At 64.7% G+C, this 24,308-nt stretch carries 18 protein-coding genes and 1 pseudogene; 12 read left to right on the plus strand and 7 right to left on the minus strand.

Annotation, left to right across the window (positions count from 1 at the left end; all coding sequences use genetic code 11):
* Window positions 1-4 precede the first annotated feature (4 nt).
* Both WF331_RS29315 and WF331_RS29320 read left to right on the plus strand, forming a co-directional pair.
* A pseudogene (locus WF331_RS29315) lies at window positions 5-892 on the plus strand (cache domain-containing sensor histidine kinase); the annotation flags it as partial.
* Between the two features lie 129 nt (window positions 893-1,021).
* Window positions 1,022-1,750, plus strand: a complete 729-nt coding sequence (locus tag WF331_RS29320) for a methyl-accepting chemotaxis protein (RefSeq protein ID WP_370453624.1) — start codon at window positions 1,022-1,024, stop codon at window positions 1,748-1,750.
* 128 nt (window positions 1,751-1,878) lie between these two features.
* On the opposite strand, the gene WF331_RS12595 is transcribed toward WF331_RS29320, so the two are convergent.
* Both WF331_RS12595 and WF331_RS12600 read right to left on the minus strand, forming a co-directional pair.
* On the minus strand, window positions 1,879-2,658 hold the full coding sequence (locus tag WF331_RS12595; protein WP_096425548.1) for an AraC family transcriptional regulator: 780 nt from the start codon (window positions 2,656-2,658) through the stop codon (window positions 1,879-1,881).
* Between the two features lie 120 nt (window positions 2,659-2,778).
* Window positions 2,779-4,056: an acetyl-CoA C-acetyltransferase gene (locus tag WF331_RS12600; RefSeq protein WP_340622964.1), complete on the minus strand. Its 1,278-nt coding sequence runs from the start codon at window positions 4,054-4,056 to the stop codon at window positions 2,779-2,781.
* A gap of 119 nt (window positions 4,057-4,175) precedes the next feature.
* On the opposite strand from WF331_RS12600, the gene WF331_RS12605 reads away from it, so the two are divergent.
* The 8 genes from WF331_RS12605 (at window position 4,176) to WF331_RS12640 (ending at window position 10,419) form a co-directional block, all read left to right on the plus strand.
* A complete protein-coding gene (locus tag WF331_RS12605) occupies window positions 4,176-5,528 on the plus strand; it encodes a 3-oxoacyl-ACP reductase (protein WP_340622965.1) in 1,353 nt (450 codons plus the stop codon).
* A gap of 2 nt (window positions 5,529-5,530) precedes the next feature.
* The gene (locus tag WF331_RS12610) at window positions 5,531-6,382 is read left to right on the plus strand and encodes a MaoC family dehydratase (RefSeq protein WP_340622966.1); all 852 of its coding nucleotides are present in this window, start codon (window positions 5,531-5,533) and stop codon (window positions 6,380-6,382) included.
* A 64-nt stretch (window positions 6,383-6,446) separates the two neighbouring features.
* The gene (locus tag WF331_RS12615; RefSeq protein ID WP_016497875.1) at window positions 6,447-6,752 is read left to right on the plus strand and encodes a MazG-like family protein; all 306 of its coding nucleotides are present in this window, start codon (window positions 6,447-6,449) and stop codon (window positions 6,750-6,752) included.
* Window positions 6,749-7,498, plus strand: a complete 750-nt coding sequence (locus tag WF331_RS12620) for a methyltransferase domain-containing protein (protein ID WP_229609778.1) — start codon at window positions 6,749-6,751, stop codon at window positions 7,496-7,498. Before WF331_RS12615 ends, WF331_RS12620 begins: the two co-directional genes overlap by 4 nt.
* Before the next feature lie 21 nt (window positions 7,499-7,519).
* A complete protein-coding gene (locus tag WF331_RS12625; protein WP_284398753.1) occupies window positions 7,520-8,155 on the plus strand; it encodes a DUF4136 domain-containing protein in 636 nt (211 codons plus the stop codon).
* 19 nt (window positions 8,156-8,174) lie between these two features.
* Window positions 8,175-8,744, plus strand: a complete 570-nt coding sequence (locus WF331_RS12630) for a DUF4136 domain-containing protein (RefSeq protein ID WP_284398756.1) — start codon at window positions 8,175-8,177, stop codon at window positions 8,742-8,744.
* Between the two features lie 304 nt (window positions 8,745-9,048).
* Window positions 9,049-9,519 (plus strand): A24 family peptidase, encoded by a 471-nt coding sequence (locus WF331_RS12635; RefSeq protein ID WP_016497870.1) that lies wholly within the window; start codon window positions 9,049-9,051, stop codon window positions 9,517-9,519.
* Between the two features lie 126 nt (window positions 9,520-9,645).
* Complete coding sequence (locus WF331_RS12640; RefSeq protein ID WP_340622967.1) at window positions 9,646-10,419, plus strand: response regulator transcription factor; 774 nt, start codon at window positions 9,646-9,648, stop codon at window positions 10,417-10,419.
* A 40-nt stretch (window positions 10,420-10,459) separates the two neighbouring features.
* On the opposite strand, the gene WF331_RS12645 is transcribed toward WF331_RS12640, so the two are convergent.
* Window positions 10,460-12,124 carry a ShlB/FhaC/HecB family hemolysin secretion/activation protein gene (locus WF331_RS12645; RefSeq protein WP_340622968.1) on the minus strand — a complete coding sequence of 555 codons (1,665 nt, stop codon included), beginning with the start codon at window positions 12,122-12,124 and terminating at the stop codon, window positions 10,460-10,462.
* Window positions 12,125-12,216: 92 nt separating this feature from the next.
* The gene (pbpC, locus tag WF331_RS12650; RefSeq protein ID WP_340622969.1) at window positions 12,217-14,559 is read right to left on the minus strand and encodes a peptidoglycan glycosyltransferase PbpC; all 2,343 of its coding nucleotides are present in this window, start codon (window positions 14,557-14,559) and stop codon (window positions 12,217-12,219) included.
* Window positions 14,560-14,636: 77 nt separating this feature from the next.
* Between pbpC and WF331_RS12655 the strand changes: the two genes are divergently transcribed.
* Entirely contained in the window at window positions 14,637-14,930 is a 294-nt protein-coding gene (locus WF331_RS12655; RefSeq protein WP_016497866.1) for a hypothetical protein, read from the plus strand.
* Window positions 14,931-15,092: 162 nt separating this feature from the next.
* Here the strand turns inward: WF331_RS12655 and WF331_RS12660 are convergent, their stop codons facing one another.
* Window positions 15,093-19,994 carry an alpha-2-macroglobulin family protein gene (locus tag WF331_RS12660; protein ID WP_340622970.1) on the minus strand — a complete coding sequence of 1,634 codons (4,902 nt, stop codon included), beginning with the start codon at window positions 19,992-19,994 and terminating at the stop codon, window positions 15,093-15,095.
* 279 nt (window positions 19,995-20,273) lie between these two features.
* Between WF331_RS12660 and WF331_RS12665 the strand changes: the two genes are divergently transcribed.
* Window positions 20,274-21,611 carry an MATE family efflux transporter gene (locus WF331_RS12665; protein ID WP_340622971.1) on the plus strand — a complete coding sequence of 446 codons (1,338 nt, stop codon included), beginning with the start codon at window positions 20,274-20,276 and terminating at the stop codon, window positions 21,609-21,611.
* An 85-nt stretch (window positions 21,612-21,696) separates the two neighbouring features.
* Here the strand turns inward: WF331_RS12665 and speA are convergent, their stop codons facing one another.
* Window positions 21,697-23,610, minus strand: coding sequence for an arginine decarboxylase (gene speA / locus WF331_RS12670; protein WP_016497862.1), 1,914 nt, complete (start codon window positions 23,608-23,610; stop codon window positions 21,697-21,699).
* Window positions 23,611-23,761: 151 nt separating this feature from the next.
* On the minus strand, window positions 23,762-24,133 hold the full coding sequence (locus WF331_RS12675; RefSeq protein ID WP_016497861.1) for a translation initiation factor Sui1: 372 nt from the start codon (window positions 24,131-24,133) through the stop codon (window positions 23,762-23,764).
* Between the last annotated feature and the right edge of the window lie 175 nt (window positions 24,134-24,308).

Here is a 24,308-nt window from a genome sequence, read left to right on the forward strand (position 1 = left end):
GTACATGGCTTCGCAGCCAATGGTCGCCGCCACCGGCAGCGAGCTGAACAAGTACATGAGCGCCGCTCCGTCCTACGAACTGGGCGAGCAGGCCGGCAAGCTCCTCGACTTCATGACCCGCCTGGCCAACGCGCATCCGTCCTATGCCTACCTGTCCTACGGTGTGAACGACGGCGGCTACACCGGCTGGCCGGCCGGGCAGAAGTTCGTCAATTACGACCCACGCACCCGCCCCTGGTACCAACTGGCCATGGCCAACCCGGGCAAGACCGTGCGTACCGGCGCCTACTACTGGGCGGCCGACGACGCGGTACTGGTCAGCACCGTGCGCGCCGTGGCCAACCAGTTGGGCAATCCCGGCGGCGTGGTCAACATCGACGTGTCGCTCAAAGGCCTGACCGAAATCGTCAAACAGATCAAGCTGGGTGAAAGCGGCTACCTGATGCTGGTGGAAAGCAACGGCAACGTCATGGTCGACCCACGCGACGCCGCTCACAATTTCAAGCAGCTGGCCAGCTTTGGCGACGGCTATGCCGCGCTGGCCAAGGCCGGCAAAGGCCTGGTCGAGGTCGAGCTCAATGGCGTGCGCTACATGGCCAACGTCTACCCCGATGAGCAACTGGGCTGGACCTTCATCGGCCTGATCGAACAAAGCGAAGTGATGCAGACCACCACCCGGCTGACCTGGCTGATCGGCGGCATTGCCGTGGTGCTGGCCGCGCTGTTCGCAGTGGTCGGTGCAGGCTTCGCCAAGCTGATCGTGCGCCCGATCAATAGCGTCACCAGCGGCCTGGAGGACATTGCCCAGGGCGAGGGTGACCTGACCCGGAACCTGGAAATCCGTGGCCGCGACGAAACCGCGCAACTGGCCAGCTGGTTCAACCAGTTCCTCGGCGCCATTCGCAGCCTGATCCAGCACATCGGCGCTGCTGCCGGCAAAATCCTCAGCACTTCCAGCAGCTCGACCCGCGTTTCCAGCGACATGGCCGAAGCCGCTGGCCGCCAGCGCGAAGCCGTGGACATGGTGTCCACCGCCTTCCACGAAATGGTCGCCACCGCCAACGAAGTGGCCCGTTCCTGTAGCCAGGCGGCGCAGTCGGCCGACAGCGGTCAGCAGCAAGCACGCGAGGGCCAGCAGCAGATCGACGCCGCCGTACAAAGCGTCGACCGCCTGAGCCACGAGATCGAACAGTCCGCGCAGTCGATCCAGCAGCTGGAGCGTGACAGCAACGCTATCCAGTCGATCCTCGGCACCATCCGCTCAATTGCCGAACAGACCAACCTGCTGGCCCTCAACGCGGCCATCGAAGCAGCCCGTGCCGGTGAGCAGGGCCGTGGTTTTGCCGTGGTGGCCGACGAAGTGCGGGCCCTGGCCAAGCGCACAGCCGACTCCACTGCCGAAATCGACGGCCTGCTGGGCAACCTGGCCAGCCGCACGGCCGAAGTGGCCGATCAGATGCATGCCAGCCTGGAAGTGTCGCAGCAGTCGGTAAGCCGTATCGGCCTGGCCCGCGACAGCTTCGGGCAAATCCGTGAGTCGGTGGATGTGATCCGCGACATGAACACGCAGATCGCCACGGCGGCCGAGGAGCAGCACCAGGTGGCCGAGGACATCAACCGGCATATCAGCCAGATTCACGGGGATGCGCAGCTGGTGGCCGAACTGGCCCAAGCGGCGCGCCAGGACTCCGAGAGCCTGGCTGGGCTGTCCAATGAGCTGGATTCGCTGGTGCGCAGGTTCCGCACCTGATTGATGCATTGCCTGTCCCGGCCCTATCGCCGGCAAGCCAGCTCCCACAGGCCCCCGCTGCCCTCAGGGTTTGCAGTCTCTGTGGGAGCTGGCTTGCCGGCGATAGGGCCGGTACAGGCAGACTATGCCTAGAGTTTCAACTCGCCAGGGGTAGCCCCGAACAGCTGCTTGAATGCGGCAATGTAAGCCGAGGTGGAGTCATACCCACACCCCAACGCCGCCTCGGTCACATTCTCCCCCGCCTCCAGCAACGCCAGTGACGACAACAGCCGCATGCGCTGCCGCCAGTTGCGAAAGCTCAACCCGGTCTCGCGCTGGAACATCCGCATCAGCGTCTTCTCCGAACACCCCAGCTCCCGTGCCCATTGCTGCAAGGTCTGGGGCTGGTCCGGTGCGGCGATCAAGCCGTTGCACAGGGCCAGCAACCCAGGGTGACGTGGCAACGGCAGCGAAAACCCGACTTCCGGCAAGGTGCGCAACTGGTCGAGCAGCACCGCCACCAGCCGCGCCTCGGCACTGTCATATTCCGGGTAGTCCGCCGGGAACAGGCAGAACTGCTTGATCAGCTCGCGTGCCAGTGGCGTCACCTCCAGCACCCGGCATTGCTCCGGTGCCCATGGGCAGGCATCGCGGCGCACATACAGGCTGCGCATCTCGGCCTGCATCGAGGTCAGCACTTCGTGTTCGGCATCGGCAGGGATCCACACACCCCACTGGGGTGGGGCAAAGTAACTGCCGTCCCGGGTGTACACGGCCAGTACGCCGCTGATGGCGTAGGAAAACTGCACCCAGTCGTGCTGGTGGCGGGTGGTCCAGGAGCCGGCACCGAGGCTTTCGGCACGGGCATAGAGGGGCCTGGGCAAATGGTCCAGCGCAGGAATAGCGCGAGGATGTCCGATGATCGGCATGGCGGTTTCTTGTAGTTCTGAGCAGACAAGCCTAACAGCTGGTGGCCATCACGGGGACATCTGCGCTGTCCTGTGGGAGCGGGTTTACCCGCAAAGCAGGCAACGCGGTATTGCAGAAAATCAACGCTCGACGATAACGGTCACCCCCTGCCCACCCGCCGCACAAATCGAAATCAGCCCACGCCCCTTCCCCGTCGTGGCCAACAACTTGGCCAGGTTGGCCAATATCCGCCCCCCGGTCGCGGCGAACGGGTGCCCAGCTGCCAGCGAGCTGCCCTTGACGTTGAGCTTGCTGCGGTCAATCGCCCCAAGCGGCGCATCCAGCCCCAACCGCTCGCGGCAATAGTCGGCATCTTCCCAGGCCTTGAGGGTGCACAGCACCTGGGCAGCAAAGGCTTCATGGATCTCGTAGTAATCGAAGTCCTGCAGGGTCAGGCCATTGCGCGCCAGCAAGCGTGGCACGGCATACACCGGGGCCATCAACAGCCCTTCGCGACCGGTGACGAAATCCACCGCAGCGGTTTCGCCATCGACCAGGTAAGCCAACACCTCAAGCCCCTGCTGCGCAGCCCATTCTTCAGTGCCCAGCAACACCACCGAGGCCCCGTCGGTGAGTGGTGTGGAATTACCCGCCGTCAGCGTGCCCTGGCCACTGCGGTCGAAGGCGGGCTTGAGCCTGGCCAACTGCTCAAGGCTCAGGTCCGGGCGCAGGTTGTTGTCCCGTGTCAGCGACAAAAACGGCGTCAGCAAGTCTTCCTGCCAACCCTCGGCATACGCGGCGGCCAGCTTCTGGTGGCTGAGCAACGCCAGCTCGTCCTGCTCTGCACGGCTAATGCGCCAGGTCTGGGCCATGCGCTCGCAATGCTCGCCCATCGACAAGCCCGTGCGCGGTTCGCCGTTGCGTGGTAACTCGGGTTTCAGATGGTGAGGCCGCAGCTTGAGGAAAGGCTTGAGTCGCTCGCCCAGGCTTTTGCCACGGTTGGCCTGCAACAGGATGTGGCGCAGGCCTTCGTTGACGGCAATCGGTGCATCGGAAGTGGTATCCACGCCGCCGGCAACACCGCAGTCGATCTGCCCCAGGGCAATCTTGTTGGCCACCAGCAGCGCAGCTTCCAGCCCAGTACCGCAGGCTTGCTGGATGTCATACGCCGGGGTCTGCGGCGACAGGCGCGAACCCAGCACACATTCGCGGGTAAGGTTCATGTCACGTGAGTGCTTGAGCACCGCGCCAGCCACCACCTCCCCCAGCCGTAACCCATGCAGGCGATAACGTTCGATCAGGCCCTCAAGGGCGACCGTGAGCATCGCCTGGTTGCTGGCCGTGGCGTAGGCGCCATTGGAGCGGGCAAAGGGGATTCGGTTGCCGCCCAAGATCGCGACCCGGCGAGGTGAACGCATGTGCTTGTTCCTCCTGAAACAATTTGATCCGTACAGCCTAGGTGTTTTTACCGCATTCGAACGACCTTGCCACAAAGTTGGTCCACACTTTCAAGCTTGCCTTTTGCGGAGACCCACTCATGAGCGATCGCTACCTCGGTTTTGCCAACTCCAACCTCGGCCGCCGCCTCGTGGATGCCCTCGGCCTGCCACGCCCGGCGCCGCTGGAGCGCTGGCAAGCCGGCCGCCTGCGCCCGGTCGAAGGGGCCCTGGTACTGGGGGGCGGGCCGCTGGCAGGCCAGGTCGAAGCCATCGCCCCGCGCCTGACCGACGCGCTTTACAGCTTCAATGCCAACCACCTGCAGGCCGAAGCCTGGGTGGCCGGCCTGGGGCCGAAAATCAAAGCCGTGGTGTTCGATGCCAGTCATCTGTCCGACAGCGATGCGCTGAAGCAGTTGCGCGAATTTTTCCAGCCACTGCTGCGCAGCCTGGCCCCGAGCGCCCATGTCGTGGTGCTGGGGCGCGCGCCGGAAAGCCTCGAGGACCCATTGGCCAGCGTTGCCCAACGGGCCCTTGAAGGCTTCAGCCGCTCGCTGGCAAAAGAGCTGCTCAATGGCGCGACTGCCCAGCTGCTGTATGTCGCGCCCGGTGCCGAAGACCAGCTGGAAGGCGCCTTGCGGTTCTTCCTGTCGCCCAAGAGTGCCTTCATTTCTGGCCAGGTACTGCGCCTGGAAGCCTGCACCAGCCAGGTAGGCGACTGGACCCGCCCGCTGGCTGGCCGCCGCGCCCTGGTCACGGGTGCGGCACGCGGCATCGGCGCCGCGATCGCCGAAACCCTGGCGCGGGACGGCGCCGATGTGCTGCTGCTCGATGTGCCACAGGCCAGCCAAGACCTCGACGCCCTCGCCGCACGTTTGGGTGGCAAAGCGCTGCCTCTGGATATCTGCGCCAGCGATGCGACAACGCAACTGCTCGCCGCCCTGCCCGACGGCATCGACATCGTGGTGCACAACGCCGGCATCACCCGCGACAAGACCTTGGCCAACATGACCCCGGAATACTGGGACGCGGTCATGGCGGTCAACCTCAAGGCACCGCAAGTACTGACCCAGGCGCTGTACGACAACGGCGCACTGGGCGAAAACGCGCGCATCACCCTGCTGGCCTCGGTCAGCGGCATCGCCGGCAACCGCGGGCAGGCCAACTACGCCGCGAGCAAGGCCGGGTTGATCGGCCTGGCCCAAGCCTGGGCGCCCCGGCTCGCCGAACACGGCGGCAGCATCAACGCTGTCGCCCCCGGTTTCATCGAAACCCACATGACCGCGGCCATGCCCATGGGCCTGCGCGAGGCCGGGCGGCGCTTGAGCTCGCTGGGCCAGGGCGGCCGCCCGCAGGACGTCGCCGAGGCCATCGCCTGGCTCAGCCAGCCAGGCTCCGGGGCAGTCAACGGCCAGGTGCTGCGTGTGTGCGGCCAGGCCTTGATGGGAGCGTGAACATGAGCAGAAACTGGCACGACCTGCAAAGCCCGGCTGCCCGCGCCAGCCTGTACCTGCGTGCAGCCAGCAAGCGCAGCATCAGCGGTGACCGCTTGCCGGACGATGGCCTGCGCTGCTTCATCCCGGTTCAGCCGGGCAACCTGGCAGCTTATAGACGGCTTTGCCACTTTACCGACGATGGCCGCCTGCCAGGCACTTATCCCCACGTCATGGCGTTCACGCTGCAGCTGCAGTTGATGACCGCCCCAAACTTCCCTTTCCCGCTGCTCGGCCTGGTGCACCTGCACAACCGAATCGAGGTGCTGCGCCCGCTTGGTGGTATCGAAGGGCTGCGCTTTGCGGTGTATGCGCAAAACCTTCAGGCACATGCCAAGGGCGGCACCTTCGACCTGGTTACCGAGGCAGACGACGGCATTGGCCTGCTCTGGCGGGAGACCAGCCGCATGCTGGTGCGCGGACTAAAGCTGGAGGGCCAGGCAGGCGAGCCAGCCGACGATGAACCGGAGCCATTGCCCGAGGCCACCCGCTGGTACGCCGACAGTGATATTGGCCGACGTTATGCCAAGGTGTGCGGGGACTACAACCCTATCCACCTCAGCGCCACCAGCGCGCGGCTGTTCGGCTTCCCCACGGCCATTGCCCATGGCATGTGGAGCAAGGCCATGGCCCTGGCGGCACTGCGTGGGCACCTGCCGCACAGCGGCTACGCCTTTGAAGTGGATTTCCGCAAACCGGTGCGGTTGCCGTCGGAGGTGGTACTCAGTGCCAGTGAGGCGGGGCCTGAGGGTGCGTTGCGGCTGGATGGGCATGCCGGGGTGCTGCATATGGTCGGGCGCTGGGCTCCGCTGTAGAGGCGGTATACGCTTGCTTTGCATCGGGCCTGGGCCGAAGCTATGCAGCATTAGGAGACCCCCGATGAACCTGCAAGAAATCACCCAACGCCTGCACCAGATTCGCGACAACAATGACTGGCGCGGCTTCCACAGCCCGAAGAACCTGGCCATGGCCGCCAGCGTCGAAATGGCCGAGCTGGTGGAAATCTTCCAGTGGCTGAGCGAAGACCAATCTCGCCAGCTACCTGCCGACAAACTCGCCCACGCCGGCCAGGAAGTCGGTGATGTGGTGCTCTACCTGCTGCTGCTGTGCAGCGAGCTGGGCCTGGACATGGACCAGGTGGTGCGGGCCAAGCTGGCCGACAGCGAGAGGCGCTTCGCCCGATGAACGACCGTCACTTCGATGAGCTGGCCACCCGCTTTGCCGAGAAGATCTACGGCGGCGCCAAGGGCGCGATCCGCCTGGCCGTGCTGCAGGCCGACCTGGCCGAGGCGCTGCCCGATCGCCCGCTGCGCATCCTCGACATCGGCGCCGGGCTGGGGCATATGGCCTTGTGGCTGGCCCAGCGTGGCCACCATCTGACCCTGGCCGAGCCTGCCGCCCCCATGCTCGACGGCGCCCGGGCTCGCTTTGCCGAGGCCGGCCAGACCGCCACGTTCATCCAGGCACCCTGGCAAGACCTGCTTGGCCAACTGACCGAGCCCTACGACCTGGTGCTATGCCATGCCGTGCTCGAATGGCTGGCAGAGCCCGAAAGCATCCTGCCCGTGCTGCACCAGCTCACGGCCCCTTCCGGGTGGCTGTCACTGGCCTTCTACAACCGCGACGCGCTGGTCTATCGCAATCTGCTCAAGGGCCATTTCCGCAAATTGCGCAGCAACCGGCTGGAAGGTGAAAAGCAGAGCCTGACCCCACAGAAACCGCTTGATCCACGCGAGCTCAAGGCGCAACTTGATCCTATGTGGCAGGTTGAAACCGAGAGTGGTGTGCGGGTGTTCCACGATTACATGCCCAAAGAGTTCCAAGCCAAGGCCGAGCTGCTCGACCTGCTGGAAATGGAACTGGCCTACCGCCGCCACCCCGGCTTCGCCGGGCTTGGCCGCTACCTGCACTGGGTCTGCCGCCCCCGTTGACCCGCCCGCCGGGAGGAATACATGCCGTACCGTCTGTTGTGCCTGGCCCTGCTGCCGCTTGCCTTGGCTGCCTGCCAGGGCAGCAACCCGTATGTGGCCAGCAGCCGCCCGCTGCCACCGGCCCCCGCCCAGGCGGCCACCACCTTCGACGCCAGTGCCTACCCCGCCCCCGCCCGGGATTACGGGCACTACCGCAGCTGGAGCTGGCGCAACGGCCAGTTGCCCGGCGGCACGGCCAATGCCGACCCGGCGCAACTGGCCGATGCCGTCAGCGGCGCACTCGACCAGCATGGCCTACGCCCTGCCCGGGGGGCTTCCGGCGATTTGCTGGTCAGCGCCGACATGCGCCTGGAAAAACGCTTGCGCCAGGTGCGTGACTACGACACCTACGACCCGTACTACGGCCCCTACCCCTACGGTGGTGTCGGTTATGGCGGCTATCGCCATGGCTACGGGGGCTATGCCAGCGTGCCCATCGTGCGCACCTACGAGGTGGAGGTGATGGTGGTGCGCATCGACCTGTACGACGCCCGCAGCGGCCAGCCGGTGTGGAGCGCCAGCGCCGAAAGCGGCAGCGACAAGGACTCGCCGCGTGAACGCGAAAGCGCCCTGCGCGATTCTGTGCACAAGGCGCTCAGCGGCTATCCTCCCAGTTAACGTTTAACGGAGAACCACCATGTTGCGCCGTCTCGTTCTACTGTCGTTCGCGTTATTGCTCGCCGCCTGCTCCAGCAACAATGTCCAGCAGGACTTCGATGCCAGCCGCGATTTTGCCGCCTACCGGAGCTGGGCGTGGCAGGAGCCGGGCCTGCAATACCGCCCGGACGACCCCCGCATCAAAAGCGACCTCACCGAACAGCGCATCCGCCAAGCGGTCGCCGACCAGCTCGACCAGCGTGGCCTGCGCCCGGTCCAGGCTGGCGTGCGGCCTGACCTGGGCGTGCGCGCGTACCTGATTGTCGAGCAGCGCCAGCAGCAGATCACCACCAACTACGGCGGTGGTTGGGGTGGTTACTGGGGCGGCTACTGGGGCGGCCCGATGTACAACGAAACCCGCAGTGTCGACTACAAGGTCGCCACCATCCAGATCGACATGTTCGACGGGCGTGACGGCAAGCTGGTCTGGCGAGGCAGTGCCGAGCAGATCATGAACAACTACCCGCCAAGCCCGGAAGAACGCAACAGCGCCATTCACAATACCGTGACCAAGGTGCTGGCCAACTATCCCCCGGGTAGCAAGAAGTAACATTCAAACGCGGCTTTTATAGACGCCGCGGACTCTGTGGGAGCGGGTTCACCCGCGAAGCAAGCGACACGGTGCATGGCACCGGCTCCGCCGGTGTTCGCGGGTGAACCCGCTCCCACAGAGATCGCGATTCTGAACACGGCTGCACCACCTGCCAGGTCTGTGACAGCTACGACAAAATCCATTCCAGCCACGCCTTTTTCCCTTTCCCGCCCACTCGTGCGCAGGTTCTTGTCTATCTTCACTTAAGGAAACCTGACTGACCGGGTAGATGTGTTCAACATTTGGGAAAGGCGACCTGCCAATGCAAAGCATTGTTCTCCTGCTGTGGCTTGCCTTGTGCTCCGAACAGGATGTGCGTCAACGCCAGATATCGGATCTGCTGACCCTGGGCGTGGCTGCCGGCGCCCTGTTCTGGCTGTTCGCCACCGGCCACAGCTGGATCGGCGCCGATGCCAGTGATGCCGGCTGGGCGCTGGCCATCGTCATGCTGCTTACACTGCCCGGCTACATGCTCGGCCGCTTCGGTGCCGACGACGTTAAGCTGATGGGCGCACTGGCCTTGGCGACCAGCCCGCATTACGTGCTCGGCACCTTCATTGGCGCCGGTGTCAGTGTGCTGGTGTGGCTGCTCACCCGTCGGCGCCTGTGGACACTGCTCAACCCCAAGGTGAAAAAGCGTTTGCAGGCCCTGACCGAAGAAATGGGCGACAAACAGGCATTCGTACCCTACGTGTTAGCAGGTTTTCTTCTAACGGCGGTATGGATCCAATAATCACTCCTGTGGTCCTATGGGTTGTACATAACTTGCAACTTGTACATATCCAGAAAGTGCGACTATTTTTAAGCTGCCAGCGTGTCTGGCACGGGAGCAGGGCCGTATACGAACAGGGAGTTGATCGTGTCCAGACCATTCAGTGAAATGAAGCTATTGGTGGTCGATGACCAACCAGTCATCGTCGAACAGTTGTGTGAGTTTCTCGAAACCCAGGGCTACCACTGCCTGCCAGCTCATTCGACCGACGAAGCCATCCAGCGCTACCTGGCCGACGAGGCCATCGGCCTGATCATCTGCGACCTGCACATGCCTGAGCGTGATGGCATCGCACTGGTTCGCGCCCTCAAGGAAGTCACCGGGCCACGTATGTTTGAAGCCATCATGCTGACCGGGCGTGCGGACAAACAGGACGTGATCCGCGCCCTGCGCGAAGGGTTTGCCGATTATTACCAGAAGCCCATGAACCTCGACGAACTGCTGGAGGGCGTGCGCCGCCAGGAAGAGGCCCTGCAAGAACGCCAGCGCAACTTCCGCGCCCTGGGCGGGTTGAACCAGCGCTTGCAGGACCTGGCCGACTCGGTGGACGAACTGTACCAGGACCTGGAAAAAGCCCGTGGCCAAGGTACCCACCGCCGTGCCACCGATGTGGAAGAGAGCGAAAGCGAGCTGCCAGCTGCCTTCGAGAAGCTGTCGCCACGCCAACTGGAAGTGGCGCGGCTGGTGAGCAAGGGCAAGACCAATTACCAGATCGCCTGTGAGCTGGGCATTACCGAAAACACCGTCAAGCTGTATGTGTCGCAAGTGTTGCGTTTGACCCACATGCACAACCGTACCCAGCTGGCATTGGCGCTGACGCCCAGCTCGTCGCCGGTGCATCTGAGGTTTACTACCCATTGAGGGGTTTGGCTGGAGATTGCCGGGGCTGCTTTGCAGCCCCCTACATTTGAAAACCCAAACTCAGGATTAGCCGGGGGCCACGGTCCAGGCTATCCAACGCCACATCCGCCAAAGGCTTCGCCACCTCCAGCGCAACGTTGAGGTAGCGCCCATCCCCCAACCGTACGCCAAGTGCCGCGGAAGCCAGGTGGGCATCGTCCACAGGCCCCCGGTTATGCCAGGCCTGCGCCACATCCACTGCCGCATAGGGCTGAACCAGCGCCAGCCCGTTACCTCGCAGGCTGTAGTTCAGTTCGTAAGCCACACCCCACCCCTTGTCCCCGTCCGCCTGATCACGCGGGTAGCCACGGCCAAAATGCAGCCCACCAAAGCCCGCCCGTTCGCTGTCGGGCAGCCGGTCATCACTCCAGTACAACGCGCCCGACGCCACCCCCTGCCAGTTGCCAGCCAGCGTGTCACTCTGCAGTCCGGAAAGCCGCAACCGCAGGAAATCCAGATCGTAGTCAGCATCGCTACGCGCGCCCAGGTAATCCAGCCCCTGGTAAACCCCGGCACTGACAATACGCAGGCGGCCACCTTCCACTTTGCGCCAGTCGCCCTCGAAGGACAGCGCGCGCACGGAAGTGTCGTAGTCCCGTAGTGAAGGCTCCCCGTCCAGTTGGTCTTCGACGTGCTCGCTGACCGCATACAGGTGCCCCTGCACCGCCATCCATTCGTTCGGCCTGACAACCACTGGCTGGCGCAGGCCCACTGCATAGCGTTCACTGTCCCGCTCGCGGGTCATGTCACGGCCATCATCCAGGCGTATGCGCGTGCCCGGATCACTGCGGTAGCGCGAAGCCGACAGCAGCAACTGGCTGCCGGCAGCGTCCAGGTACTGGCTGTAGTCCAGCCGCTGGTAATGCACCTGGTCATTCCCCGGAGGCAGCAGCAGGCTCGCCTTGAACTGTTCGGCAAAGCGGGTCTGGGCATTGCTGGTGGCCGTCAGCAGTGCCTGCGCATCGTCGCGACTGGAATCGGCCAGGGTAACAGCGGCACTGAACGGCTTGCGCTGCGCACGCACGGTCAAGCGGGCGGCACCGTCAGCGGTTTGCGCCATCGCCAGCTCAGCCTCAATCGACACACCCGGCAGGCGTTCGGCGAGCCCCAGGTAGCGCTCCAGGGTTTCACGTGTCAGCGGGCGTTCGGCTTCCAGTTGCGTCAGCAGCTGCTGCAAATAGCCACCCGCCGGGCCGATGTCGCCCTCCACGCGGTAATCCCGGATGTAACCTTCGACCAGCACCACATTCACCCGGCCTTCGGCCACATCCTGAGGTGGCAGGTAGGCGTAGGAAAGCAGGTAACCGTCCTGCCGGTAGCGCTCGGTCAGGCGCTCGGTGTACTGCTGCAGCTCGCCTAATGTGATGCTGTGCCCGATCAACGGCTGGTAGTGCTCGCGCAAGTCGCTCAAGGGGAACACCGTACCGCCTTCGAAACGCACCTTGTGCAGCACCATGCGCGTATCCGCAGGTGCCCAGGCCTGGCTTTCGGCGTTTGGCCGGGGCATTCGCAGATTGGGGCTGGCGGGCCGATAGGCGTCTACCGGCAGGTTGGTGTCGGGCAGGCGCCGTTCGTACTCATGGCTGTCGAGAAAACCCGGCAACGACTCGGCATGGGCCAAAAACGCCCAAGGCAGCAACAACAGGGGCACGGCCAGAGGACGCATAGGGCGCTCCATGTTCCCTTGGGTTGCGGGGCACCAGCCGGTCACACCCGTCACTTGCAAGCGTAGGTGCTGGCCCGGCTGCCGTCGAACGCCTACTCGCTGACCTGGAACGCCACTCGCGCGGTCTCGCCGCTTTCGTCCAGCGCACTGACCTCGGCCTGCCCGGCCTGCGGTAAGCGCACCAGCAGGCTGTCCTGCCCCAGGGTTTCGCCCAACGGCTGGCCATTGAGGAACCACCAGCGCCGCCCGCCACCGCCCAGGGCCGATACATGCAGCTGCAACGGCTCGCTGCTGGTCGCCGGGCGGCGCAGGTTGTCACCCGGTCGCACGCCCACTATCGACAACGGCGGAGCGCTGGCCGGCACCTGCGGTGGGCAGGCCGGGTCGATGGCCGGCAGCCGCGCCGCGCGCCGCTCCACGCGGGGCAGCCAAGGCTCCAGCGGGGCCGGCCACAAGGCAATGTCGCGGGCCTTGGTGCTTGGGCAACTGCCATCCACTCGCAGCCCCAGGTCGTTGACCCACACGCTTTCGCGCAACCCCAGACCCAGGGGCTGATCGGCGGCTTGCAGCGTCGGCGGCGTGGTGCCGTCCAGGGTCCAGGCAAAACGCTGGCGCCGGCAGTTGGGGTCCTGTTTGCTCATCGGCTGGCCGAGCGGCCAACAGATCGCCGCCACGCCGACATTCGCCGGCACCCGCTCCACCGGCACGCTGATGCCACGCTGGCTGTCGCGGTTGCTCAGCAGGTCGTGCACCTGCAGCATCAACGGCGCCGCCGAAGCCAGGCCGAACTGGCCGGGCACCGGCGTGCCGTCGGGGCGACCGATCCACACGCCGATCAGGTAGCGCGGCCCCACGCCAATCGACCACGCATCGCGAAAGCCATAGCTGGTGCCCGTCTTCCAGGCCAGTTGCGGGCGCTGTACCAGTTCGGCATGCGGGTCGCGGTCGGGGCGCGCCTGGCCACTGAGGATGCGCCGGATGATCCACGCCGCCCCTGGTGACAGCAGCCGGCGCTCCACCAGCGGGTCCTGCGGCTGCAAGCGCACCCGCGCACTGTTGCCACCCCGCGCCAGCGCCGCGTAGCCACCCACCAGGTCTTCCAGCCGGCTGCCGGCACCGCCCAGGATCAGCGACAGGTTGGGTTCGGCCAAGGGCGGCAATGCCAGTGGCATGCCCGCCATGCGCAGTTGCGCGGCAAAGCGTTTCGGGCCGTAGGCCTCCAGCAACTGCACTGCCGGCAGGTTGAGTGACAGGGCCAGCGCCGAGCTGGCCGACACCGGCCCACTGAAGCCCATGGAGAAGTTGCCGGGGCGGTAGTCGCCATAGCGGCGCGGCACATCCTGCAACAACGATTCGGAATGGATCAGGCCATCGTCCAGCGCCATGCCGTAAAGGAACGGTTTGAGGGTGGAGCCGGGCGAACGCAGCGAGCGCACCATGTCGACATGCCCGAAGCGGCGCGCGTCGGCCAGCTCGATCGAGCCAAGGTAGGCACGCACCGCCATGCTCTGCGCCTCGACCACCAGGATGGCGGCAGAGGTGCGCTCCGGCAGCCGCGCGCGCCAGCCCAGCAGCAAGTCTTCAAGGCGCCTCTGCAACGCTGCATCCAGTGTGGTGCGGATCAGCGGCGGGCTGTCGGCGCTGTTCAGGCGCCGGGCGAGCAAAGGTGCCAAAGCTGGCTCCTGCCGTGGCGCCAGCACCAGCGGCTCTTCGGCTGCCTCGCGGATTTGTTGCGCAGGCCACACCTGGTATTCGGCCAGGCGCTGCAACACCTTGTCGCGGGCACGCTGGGCACGCTCGGGGTGGCGATCCGGGCGCAGCCGGCTGGGTGCCTGGGGCAGCACGGCCAGCAGCGCTGCTTCGGCCGGGGTCAGGTGCATCGGCGACTTGCCCAGGTACGCCCAGCTGGCGGCGGCCACGCCCTGCAAGGTGCCGCCAAAGGGTGCGCGGTCCAGGTAGATCTGCAGGATGTCGCGCTTGGACAGGTGCCACTCCAACTGCGCCGTACGCCACAGCTGGCGCAGCTTGCCGGCCAGGGTACGGTCATGCGGGTCCAGCAACCGTGCCACCTGCATCGACAGCGTGCTGCCGCCCGACACCACGCGCCCACCCCGCAGGTTCAGCCAGGCCGCACGTGCCAAGGCTAACGGGTTGACCCCGGGATGGCGGTAGAACCAGCGGTCCTCGTACGTCAGCAAGGCCTGCAGGTACAACGGCGAAACCTGGTCCGGGCTGACCGGGTAGCGCCATACCCCCTCGGCATCGGCAAAGCGCCACAAGGGTGTACCGTCTTCGGCCAGCACTACCCGCGCCAAGTCGTCGCCCGGCAGCGGCAGCGGCCACAGGCGGTCGGCCAGCCACAGCAGGCCACACAGCACCAGCAGGCCAATCAGCGTGGCGCGCAACAGCCTGGCCACACGCGCTAAGCTTGGCATCGGGAACCGACCTGGCCAGGTAATGGCCAAAGGCTTGGGAACGGCAACCTCGCCAATTCGTTCATCAGGAAGCAACTATGCATGTAGAAGGTTTTTTCGAGTGGCTGGGCCAGGCACTGGGGTCTGTGATCCGCTTCATCGTCGACGCTTTGAGCGGGCTGTTCAACCTGCTGGCCAATGCCGGTGGCAATTTTATCGACGGCCTGGCGCGCACCCTGGGCACGGACACCTCGCTGATCAGCATCCTGGCCGTGATCATCGGCCTGATGCTGCTTTACTCGGCAATCCGCGCGTTCATGCGCGCCTCGATCATCCTCGGGATCATCTGGCTGGTGCTGGGGTTGTGGGTGATGAGCTGGGTGATTCACTGAAGACCAAGCTGATCTGCGCGGTTTTTGTGGGAGCGGCCTTGCGTCGCGAAAGGGCTGCACAGCAGCCCCAGGATTTCAGCTTCGCCGCTTGAATTGCCGGGGCCGCTTTGCGGCCCTTTCGCGACGCAAGGCCGCTCGCACATGGTCGTGTAGATCAGGTCTCTAGCGGGCTTTTACGGTCATTTCACCTTGCCCATCCCCCACAGCCTGCAGGTTCGGCCGGTACATCGACTCGACCTGCGGCGGCGGTACGCGGTAGGTGCCCGGGGTTACTGCCCGCGCCAGGTACAGCAGGTGGGTGGTGCCATAGCTGTCGAGCTTGAGCGCGGCAACATAACGGTCATCACGGTACTCCTGGTGCACCACGCTGGCGTTCTGCATCGACTCGCGCCATTCCTTCACGGCGCTGCTGGCGTTGTCCAGGCTGGCGGCACTTTGCGCCAGGTTCTGGTTTTCCAGCTCCAGGCCTGCCGGTAGCAGGTCTACCACCAGCGCATCCGGCACACGGTCTTCGGCCTTGAGCGCCAGGTGCACCAACACCAGGTCGCCACTGCGCAGGTTGTGCAGGTCCAGCGGCTGGCCGTTCATGCCCAGGTACTCACGACGAATCTGCATACCGTTGCCGCCGGCCGCAGGTGCCTGGCGTGGGTAACCGGACAAGGTCAGTTGCTGGTACAGCGTCTCGCTGCCTTCGTTCTGTACGCTCAGTGGCGAGGCCAGCAGCGGGCCTTCCAGCTTCATGCCGGCCTCTGCATTGTTGAACTCGCGGACCTCGCCCGCACTGTCCAGACGTGCCTGCCACTTGCCTTCCGGCTTGCCCAGCAGGCCACGGCCGGCCAGGAACAGGGCATTGCGCTCCTGGGTCGACAGCCAGCGGTTGGCCGCCAATTCATCCGACAAGGCGAACAGGCGCTGGTCGACCTGGCTGCTGGCCAGGTTGCTCTCCTGCAGCAATGCCAATATCAGCGCCTGGTCACGCAGGGCGCTGCCGTAATCGGCCATCCAGCCTTTGCCACGGCTGATGCCCAGGCCCGCCTGCAAGGCTTGCTCGGCACGCGGTTTGTCGCCCATCTTGTCCAGCGCCACCGCCAGTTGTACCAACGGCAGGCCGGAACGGGCATCGGCGCGGCGCTCGAACAGGCCACGCAGCGCGCCCAACGGCGCCTGCTGGCTGCGCGACAACACCAGCGCCGCGTAGGCCTGCACGGCAAAACGGGTGTGGTCAGCGTTTTCGCTGTAGTCGACTTCGATCAGGTTGCGCTCCTGCAGGTAGCGCAACAGGCGCTCGCTGGCCTTCTTCAGCGCTTCGGCCGGCACGCCATAACCCTGGTCACGGGCACGCAAGAGGAAGTCGGTAACGTAGGCGGTCAGCCAGTACTCCTCTTCGCTGTCCGAACTCCACAGGCCAAAGCTGCCGTTGTAGCGCTGCATGCCCAGCAGGTGCTCGATACCCATTTCAATCTTGCGCTTGCGCACATCCGCCGGCTCGCCCTTGATGCCCAGGCGCTTGAGGCTGTCAGCATCGGCGTACAGCGACGGATACAAGCCGCTGGTGGTTTGCTCCAGGCAACCGTAAGGGTAAGCCTCCAGCGCACGGATCTGCTCGGCCAGGTTCAACGGCGGCCGGCTCGACAAGGCCAGGCTGGCCTCCAGGCCTGCGGGTTCGAACGCGGCCAGGTCTGCTTCGGGCAGGGTCCATGGCTGGTCCTTCAAGGCCACACGGTAGTGCTTGAGCATTGCCGGGTAGGCCGGGCGCACGCCCAACGTCCACTCACGTTCGAACGCGGTGGTCGGCTCGTTCGGCAGTTGCAGGCCTGTGACACGCACATGCACCTTGCCCTGCCCCAGACCACCCTGGGCCTGCACAGGAATCATCAGGGTCGAACGCTGCCCCTCGGCCAGGGCGACGGTCTGCACGGCATTGGTGGCAAGGCTCAGTTGCCCTTCGGTGGTGATTTCAACGTTTAGTTGCTGGGCGCGGCCCGACAGGTTGGCCAGGTCCAATGCCAGGCTGGTGCGGTCGCCGCCGGCCAGGAAGCGCGGGGCCGAAAGCTCGGCAATCAGCGGTGCGGCGACCACCGTCTTGCCTTCGGCCATGCCGAAGTGCTCTTCGGTCCATGCCTGGGCCATCAAGCGCAGCTCGCCGTTGAAGTCGGGGATATCTACCGTGGCCTGGCCCTCACCCTTGTCGTCCAGCGTCACCGGCAGGCTCTGCTGGGCAACGATGGTGACCGTGGTGTTAGGGCGCTTGCCGCCTTTGGCCATCGCCGCATCGCCACCAAACGCCAGGCTGGCAAGGCGGCCCTGCCCGGCTTCGATCAACTGGCCGTAGATGTCCAGTTGGTCGGCGCCATAGGCCTTGCGCCCGAACAGGCTGGCAAACGGGTCGGGGGTTTTGAAATCGGTAATGTTGAGGATGCCCACATCCACCGCCGACAACAGCACATGCACCTGCTTGGGCACGCTGCCATCAGCATTGGCGGCCTTCACCTTCACGGTCAGCGGCTGTTTCGGGCGCATTTTTTCCGGCGCCTGCAGGCTCACCGCCAACTTGCGCTCGGCGCGGTCCAGCGGCAGGTGCAGCACGCCTACCGAACGCTTGGGCGTGGCGTTGGCCTTGCGCTCACCCGGGCGGATTACCAGCGCGCTAATGTACAGGTCGTGGCGTGCCCAGGCTTTGTCCAGTTGCACATCGAAGGTCTTGCCCTCGGCGGGCACTTCGATTTCCTGCCACCACAGCGGGCCATCGCTGGACTCGATCATCAGGTAGCCGCTGCCGGCGGCAGGCGGGGTGACGGTAACCTTGGCCGTGGCGCCGTCGGCGTAGGACGGTTTGTCCAGCGCCAGCTTGACCTGGTCGGGGCGCACGGCACCGCCTTCGGCGTTGTCCTGGGCGCGGTAACCGGCCCAGAAGCGCTCGCTGGACACCAGGCCGGTCTGCGGGTCTTCCACCTCGACGCGGTACGGGCCCCATTCAACCTGGAAGCTCAGCTTGGCAGTGGAGCCCGCCTTGACGCTGACTGTCTCTTCGTTCTGGGTCAGGAATTTCTCGTTGTAGGCGTAGCTCCAGCCGTCGCTCTGCGAGTAGTTCCAATAGTAGTCACGGCGCTCGCGGATCAACCGCACCTTGAGGTCGTTGGCCGCCAGTTTGTTACCATCGCGGTCGGCTACCAAGAACTCGAATTCCACCGGCCCGTCGCTATCGGTTTCCTCGCCATCGAACAGGCCACGCAGGCCCGGCAGGCGCTCGGCTGGCCAGATCGGTTGCTCCAGGCGCCGGGTAATCGGCCGGCCACCGGACTCCTGCAGGCTGGCCTGCACGGTCAGTTGCAGCGGCGAGCGCGCTTCGGCCCAGCGGCTTTCGATATCGACCACCGCCTTGCCAGCCTGGTCGAGGGTAACTTCGTCCAGCTCCAGGTCCTGGTTCAGCTCGGTTTCGGTGACCGAGCCAAACTGGTAGCCCGGCAGCGCAGGCACCGCCTCGCGAAGGGGACGCACATAGGCTTGGCCACTCAGGCGATTACCGGCAGCCGGGGCGCCATAGAGATAACGGCCATTGACCTGGATGCGCGCATCCTCCTCAGGCGACAGCGGCGTGCTGCTGCCCTTCAGCTCCAGCGCCAAGCGCTCGGGCAGGAAGTCTTCGACCAAGAATTCATACACCTGCTTGCGCCCGCCGCCCAGGTCGAGCAGCAGTTGCCAGCGGCCAGTCGGGGCCTCGTTAGCCAGTTGCAACTGGTATTGGTACAAGCCATTGCTGTCGGCTTCCCAGACGAACTTGCGGCTCACCTGTTCATCCGGGCGACGCACTTCCACGCTCACCGGCTGGGCTTTGACGGGCTTGCCGTCCTGGTCGCGCAGCAGGCCGTTGAGCAGCACGGTTTCACCTGGGCGATACAAGTCACGAGGGCCGAAGATGAAAAACTGCAACGGGTTGGCCTGGGGCCCGGTGATGTCGAATTCGGCCAGGTCCAGGGCGGCGGTGTTCAGGCGCAGCAGGGTGGTGTGCACACCTTGGGTAGCGATCAGGGTATCGGCTTTGGGCGTGATCGGCAGCTGGGCGTGGCCATTGCCATCGGTGCTGGCCTGGGCGAGCAGCTTGCCCTTCTCGTCATGGATTTCGAGGTTGACGCCGTCCAGCGCCTTGCCGCCTTCCAGCGCCTGGGCGAAAACGTCAATGCGGTCGCGGTAACGGTGCGCCGATACGCCGATGTCGCTGAGGGTGAACAGGGTCGCTGGCTGCGAGTAGTCATAGGTGCCCGAAGCACGCATCACCGCCAGGTACACGCCCGGGTCCTGCAGCGGCTTGATGCCGGCGATGGGCAGCAGCACGGTTTCGCGGGTGTTGCGGGCGGGGTTGAGGTCGAAGCGGCCGCTGTAGACCAGCTCGGCCATGTCCAGGGTTTCCTTGGACTGGTAGTAGTACAGGCTGCTGTTGCGCCCCCAGCTGGCCAGGAAGGTCGAGAGCATTTCCGGCTTCACCCGGAAGAACTCGACATCGACCTTGTCGACGTTCAGGGCAATCACCGGCAGGCCTTCGGCCAGGCGCGTGGGCAAAAGCGAACCGCGGCTGGCAAAGCCGATGGTCGGTTGCATGTCGCGCGTTTCCAGCTGGGTGACCGACTCACTGTCCAGTTGATTGCCGTTGACCGCGAGCACGCCCTTGTCGACGGTCAGCACCAGCTTGCGCTGCGGCTCCAGATGGCGCAGGCGCAGCTCCATCTGGTTGTCGGAGAGTTCCCAGGCGCCATCGAGCTTACCCTTGACGGTGTCTACCAGGTGCACCTTGGTGGCGAAGTCCTGCTTGGCATCCAGCGGTGCTGAGAAGCTGATCGACAGCGTTGCTGCGCCATCGAGCTGCACTTCCGAAACATCCAGCACCGAAAGCTCGCGGCCTTCGTAGCGCTTGGCGAGCACAGCCGGGTCTTCGCGCTTGGGCGCCTGGGTTTCGACGGGTGCTGTAGCTACGGGTTTCTCGACCGGCGCCGGTTTGTCCGGCGTCGAAGAGTCACAGGCACTGAGCAAAGCCAGCGCGCAGGCCAGCAACAATCCTTTGTTGAACATGGAGTAGGAACTCTTAGGCAGCGTGTACGTGAGGGCAGCAACTATAGCTCAACGTCAGGTGCAGCACCCGGGCGTTGCGCGGCAAGTGAGACCATGGTCGCGCTAAATGGTTGCCTGGCCGTTACACTGTGGCATTTGTCAAAGGGGGCCGCTGTGCGCCCCTTCGCGGGCTTGCCCGCTCCCACAGGTTTGGCGCCGTCCGCAAGAGCAACACTTTCCTGTGGGAGCGGGCAAGCCCGCGAGGGGGCGCATAGCGGCCCCAAGTCTCATGGAATGCAAATGTCCCAACTCTCTGCCGATTGGCGCCACCGCCCTACCCACCACAAGGTCTGGGCGCTGGCCGCGCCGATGATCCTGTCCAACATCTCCGTGCCGCTGGTGGCGCTGGTCGACAGCACGGTCATCGGCCACCTCCCCCACGCCCATCAATTGGGTGCCGTGGCCGTGGGCGCCACGTTGTTCACCTTCATGGTCGGCCTGATGGGCTTCCTGCGCATGGGCTCCACCGGTTTCGCCGCCCAGGCCGCCGGCCGTGGCGATGGCGCGGCGTTGCGCCAGGTGCTGGTGCAAGGGCTGCTGCTGGCGGTTGGTTTCGCGGTGTTGATCGGCCTGCTGGCCATACCGTTCAGCCAGCTTGCACTTCATGCGATGCAACCCAGCGCAGCCTTGCAGCAATCCACCGAAGACTTCTTCCACACCCGCCTGCTGGGCCTGCCTGCAGCGCTGGCCAGTTACGCGCTGGTGGGCTGGTTTCTGGGCACCCAGAACGCGCGGGCCCCGTTGGCCATCCTGCTGACGACCAACCTGCTGAACATTGTCTTGAACCTGTGGTTCGTTCTGGGGCTGGATTGGGGTGTACTGGGTTCGGCGCGGGCATCGGTGATCGCCGAGTGGAGTGCAGCCCTGCTGGGCCTGGCCCTGACCCGCCCGGCCCTGCGGGCCTACCCGGGGCAAGTGGCGTGGGCGGCGCTCAAACGCTGGCAGGCCTGGCGCCCGCTGCTGGCGGTGAACCGCGATATTTTCCTGCGTAGCCTGGCGCTACAACTGGTGTTTCTGCTGATTACCGTACAAGGCGCACGCCTGGGCGAGTCCACGGTAGCGGCCAACGCCCTGCTGCTCAACGGCCTGCTGTTGACCGCCTATGCCCTCGACGGGCTGGCGCACGCGGTGGAAGCACTGTGCGGCCATGCCATTGGCGCCCGTGATCGCGACACCCTGCGCCGCTCGCTGGTGGTGGCCTGTGGCTGGTCGCTGATCACCAGCCTGGGGTTTGCCGGGTTGTTCCTGCTGGGTGGGCACTTGTTCATCGACTTGCAGACCGACATCGACAGTGTGCGGACGGCGGCCTACCCATATTTGCCCTACCTGGCGCTGCTGCCGTTGATTGCAGTGTGGAGTTATCTGCTGGACGGCCTGTTCATTGGCGCGACCCGGGCGCGGGAGATGCGCAATGCGATGTTGGTGTCGGTGCTGATTGCACTGCCGGTGGCGGTGGGCATGAGCGGGTTCGGCAACCATGGGTTGTGGTTGGCGTTTCTCGGGTTCATGGGGTTGCGGGCGGTGACGCTGGGGTGGGTGGGGTGGCGGTTGCAGCAGAAGGGTGAGTGGATTCACTAATGTCAGGGCCGCTTTGCGGCCCATCGCGTCACAAGGCCGCTCCCACAAAAGGCAGCACAGGCTTTTGCAGGAGCGGCCCCGGCAATTACGACGACAGGTACGAAGACCGGGTCAGCCCAAGGCGCAAGGCATCCAGGTACTGCGTGCGCTCGCGCGCAGTGATCTTGGCGCTGGCGACCTTGTCGCGGTAGTGGGTCATCAACTCCTCCGGCGACAGGTGCACGTAGCGCAGCATGTCTTCGATGGTGTCGTGGGTCTCGATGCCGGCGTGGTACACGCTGCCGTCGGCGTTCTGGTAGATGTTCACCGAGTCGGTGTCACCGAACAGGTTGTGCATGTCACCCAGGATTTCCTGGTAGGCACCGACCAGGAACACGCCCAGCAGATAGTCCTCGCCGTCCTTCAGCGCATGCACCGGCATGCTGGTTTCGATGCTCTGCTCGTCGACGTACTGGTTGATCTTGCCGTCCGAGTCGCAGGTCAGGTCCTGCAGTACGGCGCGGCGCAGCGGCTCTTCGTCCAGGCGGTGCAACGGGATGATCGGCAGCACCTGGCCAATGGCCCAGGTGTCCGGCAGGCTCTGGAACACCGAGAAGTTACAGATGTACTTGTCGGCCAGCTTGTCGTTCAGCTCGTCCAGCACCTGGCGGTGCGAGCGCTGGCGGGCTTTCAGCGAGTTATGCAGGCGGCGGCACACGGCAAAGTAGCACTGCTCGGCCAAGGCCTTCTCGCTCAGGCTGATCTTGCCATCGGCGTACTGCGCGGCCACGTCACCCATGTAGTGGGTGGCGCGCCAGTAAGTCTCGGTCACCATCTCGATGTCGGTCGGGCCAAGCAGGTCGGCCAGCCACTGCACGGTCTCGGGCAGGGCTTCCTTGTTCTCGATGGTCGGCACGTCGTCGTTGTGCTTCTCGACGTCGGTGACCTGGATCACCAGCATGGCGTGGTGCGCGGTCAGCGAGCGGCCACTCTCGGAGAAGATGTGCGGGTGCGGCAGGCCCTGCGCGTCGCAGAACTCCTTGAGCATGCCAACCACCACGCCGGCGTAGTCATCCATGTCGTAGTTGATCGAGCTGGCATTGCGCGAGTGGGTGCCGTCGTAGTCCACGCCCAGGCCACCGCCAACGTCGATGTGGTCGACCGGCAGGCCCAGCGCACGCAGTTCGCCGTAGTAACGGATGGCTTCCTTGAAACCGTGCTGGTAGTCGGCCAGGTTGGCGATCTGCGAGCCCATGTGGAAGTGCAGCAGGCGGATGCCCTGGTCCAGGCCGGCATCGCGGAAGCGCTGCACCACCGAGATCAGCTGGGCAGCAGACAACCCGAACTTGGACTTCTCACCACCGGTGTCGGCCCATTTGCTGGAGGCCAGCGACGACAGGCGCACGCGCAGGCCGACCTGGGGTTTTACCTTGAGCTCGGCGGCCTCGTCGATCACCAGAGCCACTTCCGACTCTTTCTCGATGACGATGAACACGTTGTGGCCAAGCTTCTGGCCCATCAGCGCCAGGCGAATGAACTCACGGTCCTTGTAGCCGTTGCAGACGATGGTACCGCCCTTCGGCGCCAGCGCCAGCACAGCCAGCAGCTCGGGCTTGGAGCCGGCTTCAAGGCCGATGGAAACGTTTTGCGTGGCGATGATGTTTTCCACCACCGCTTCTTGCTGGTTGACCTTGATCGGGTACAGCGCGGTGTACTGGCTCTGGTACTCCAGGCGCGCGATATTGGCATCGAACGCACCGGTCAGCTGGCGTACGCGGTCCTGCAGAATGTCGGGGAAGCGCACCAGCAAGGGCAGCGACAGGCCGCTCTGGCGCAATTCGTCAACCTGCTCGTACAGGTCGATCGGCGCGCTGTCGGGCCCGTTGGGGCGCACTTCGACGCGCCCGGCTTCATTGATGGCGAAATAACCAGCGCCCCAATGGCGGATGCCATAAACACTGCGGCTGTCGGCCACGGTCCACTGGCTACCATCGTCTTTGCGTGTGCGTCGTACGGACATTCAAGTCCCCTATAGATAAGTCGAAGACACTGCCCCGCAGGCAGCGGAGCGAGTGTAAAAGCTGTAAATGACGATTCATCCGTGCTCAGGCATAGACCCTGACCACAGGAACGAGTTTAGAAAGCGCTGGGCAAAAAATTGTGCGATGGCCTCAGCCGCCGGACTTTTTCGCCTTGAAACCCTGTTTGGTCAGCTCGCCGATCAACAGCTCGACATGGTCGCCCTGGATCTCGATAACCCCGTCCTTCAGGGCGCCGCCAGTACCGCAGCGGCGCTTGAGCGTGGTCGCCAGGTCTTTGAGCTGGTCGGGCGGCAGGGGCACCCCGGTGACGGTAGTCACGGTCTTGCCACCACGGCCTTTGCTCTCACGGCGCACACGGGCAATGCCGTCGCCCTCGGGGATGATTTGCTGCTTGCAGCTGCAGGCATCCACCGGCTGGCCACAGTCGGGGCAGTGCCGACCAGCGTCGGTGGAGTAAACGAGACCGCCAAGGGCGGAAAAGGAAGAAGCTTTCTTGGCCACTTTTGTTCCTCTGTGCTGAGGACAAAAACTGGTCGTGCCTTGGGGTTGAGGCCGACCGCGAAGCCCCACTCTGGCAGGGGCGGCGCTACTGCCGCAAGATCCTGCGACAGCCCGAAAAGGGCGCGCAGTGTAACGATAAATCCGGCTGTTGCTAAGTACAGGATTGCGGCATTTT

This window comes from Pseudomonas sp. YNh (assembly GCF_037993085.1).
Taxonomy (GTDB): Bacteria; Pseudomonadota; Gammaproteobacteria; order Pseudomonadales; family Pseudomonadaceae; genus Aquipseudomonas; species Aquipseudomonas putida.

Coding starts and splice junctions, on each gene's coding strand:
- WF331_RS29320 (WP_370453624.1), top strand. CDS start 1,022: ATGGTGTCCACCGCCTTCCACGAAATGGTCGCCACCGCCAACGAAGTG.
- WF331_RS12595 (WP_096425548.1), bottom strand. CDS start 2,658: ATGCCGATCATCGGACATCCTCGCGCTATTCCTGCGCTGGACCATTTG.
- WF331_RS12600 (WP_340622964.1), bottom strand. CDS start 4,056: ATGCGTTCACCTCGCCGGGTCGCGATCTTGGGCGGCAACCGAATCCCC.
- WF331_RS12605 (WP_340622965.1), top strand. CDS start 4,176: ATGAGCGATCGCTACCTCGGTTTTGCCAACTCCAACCTCGGCCGCCGC.
- WF331_RS12610 (WP_340622966.1), top strand. CDS start 5,531: ATGAGCAGAAACTGGCACGACCTGCAAAGCCCGGCTGCCCGCGCCAGC.
- WF331_RS12615 (WP_016497875.1), top strand. CDS start 6,447: ATGAACCTGCAAGAAATCACCCAACGCCTGCACCAGATTCGCGACAAC.
- WF331_RS12620 (WP_229609778.1), top strand. CDS start 6,749: ATGAACGACCGTCACTTCGATGAGCTGGCCACCCGCTTTGCCGAGAAG.
- WF331_RS12625 (WP_284398753.1), top strand. CDS start 7,520: ATGCCGTACCGTCTGTTGTGCCTGGCCCTGCTGCCGCTTGCCTTGGCT.
- WF331_RS12630 (WP_284398756.1), top strand. CDS start 8,175: ATGTTGCGCCGTCTCGTTCTACTGTCGTTCGCGTTATTGCTCGCCGCC.
- WF331_RS12635 (WP_016497870.1), top strand. CDS start 9,049: ATGCAAAGCATTGTTCTCCTGCTGTGGCTTGCCTTGTGCTCCGAACAG.
- WF331_RS12645 (WP_340622968.1), bottom strand. CDS start 12,124: ATGCGTCCTCTGGCCGTGCCCCTGTTGTTGCTGCCTTGGGCGTTTTTG.
- pbpC (WP_340622969.1), bottom strand. CDS start 14,559: ATGCCAAGCTTAGCGCGTGTGGCCAGGCTGTTGCGCGCCACGCTGATT.
- WF331_RS12655 (WP_016497866.1), top strand. CDS start 14,637: ATGCATGTAGAAGGTTTTTTCGAGTGGCTGGGCCAGGCACTGGGGTCT.
- WF331_RS12660 (WP_340622970.1), bottom strand. CDS start 19,994: ATGTTCAACAAAGGATTGTTGCTGGCCTGCGCGCTGGCTTTGCTCAGT.
- WF331_RS12665 (WP_340622971.1), top strand. CDS start 20,274: ATGTCCCAACTCTCTGCCGATTGGCGCCACCGCCCTACCCACCACAAG.
- speA (WP_016497862.1), bottom strand. CDS start 23,610: ATGTCCGTACGACGCACACGCAAAGACGATGGTAGCCAGTGGACCGTG.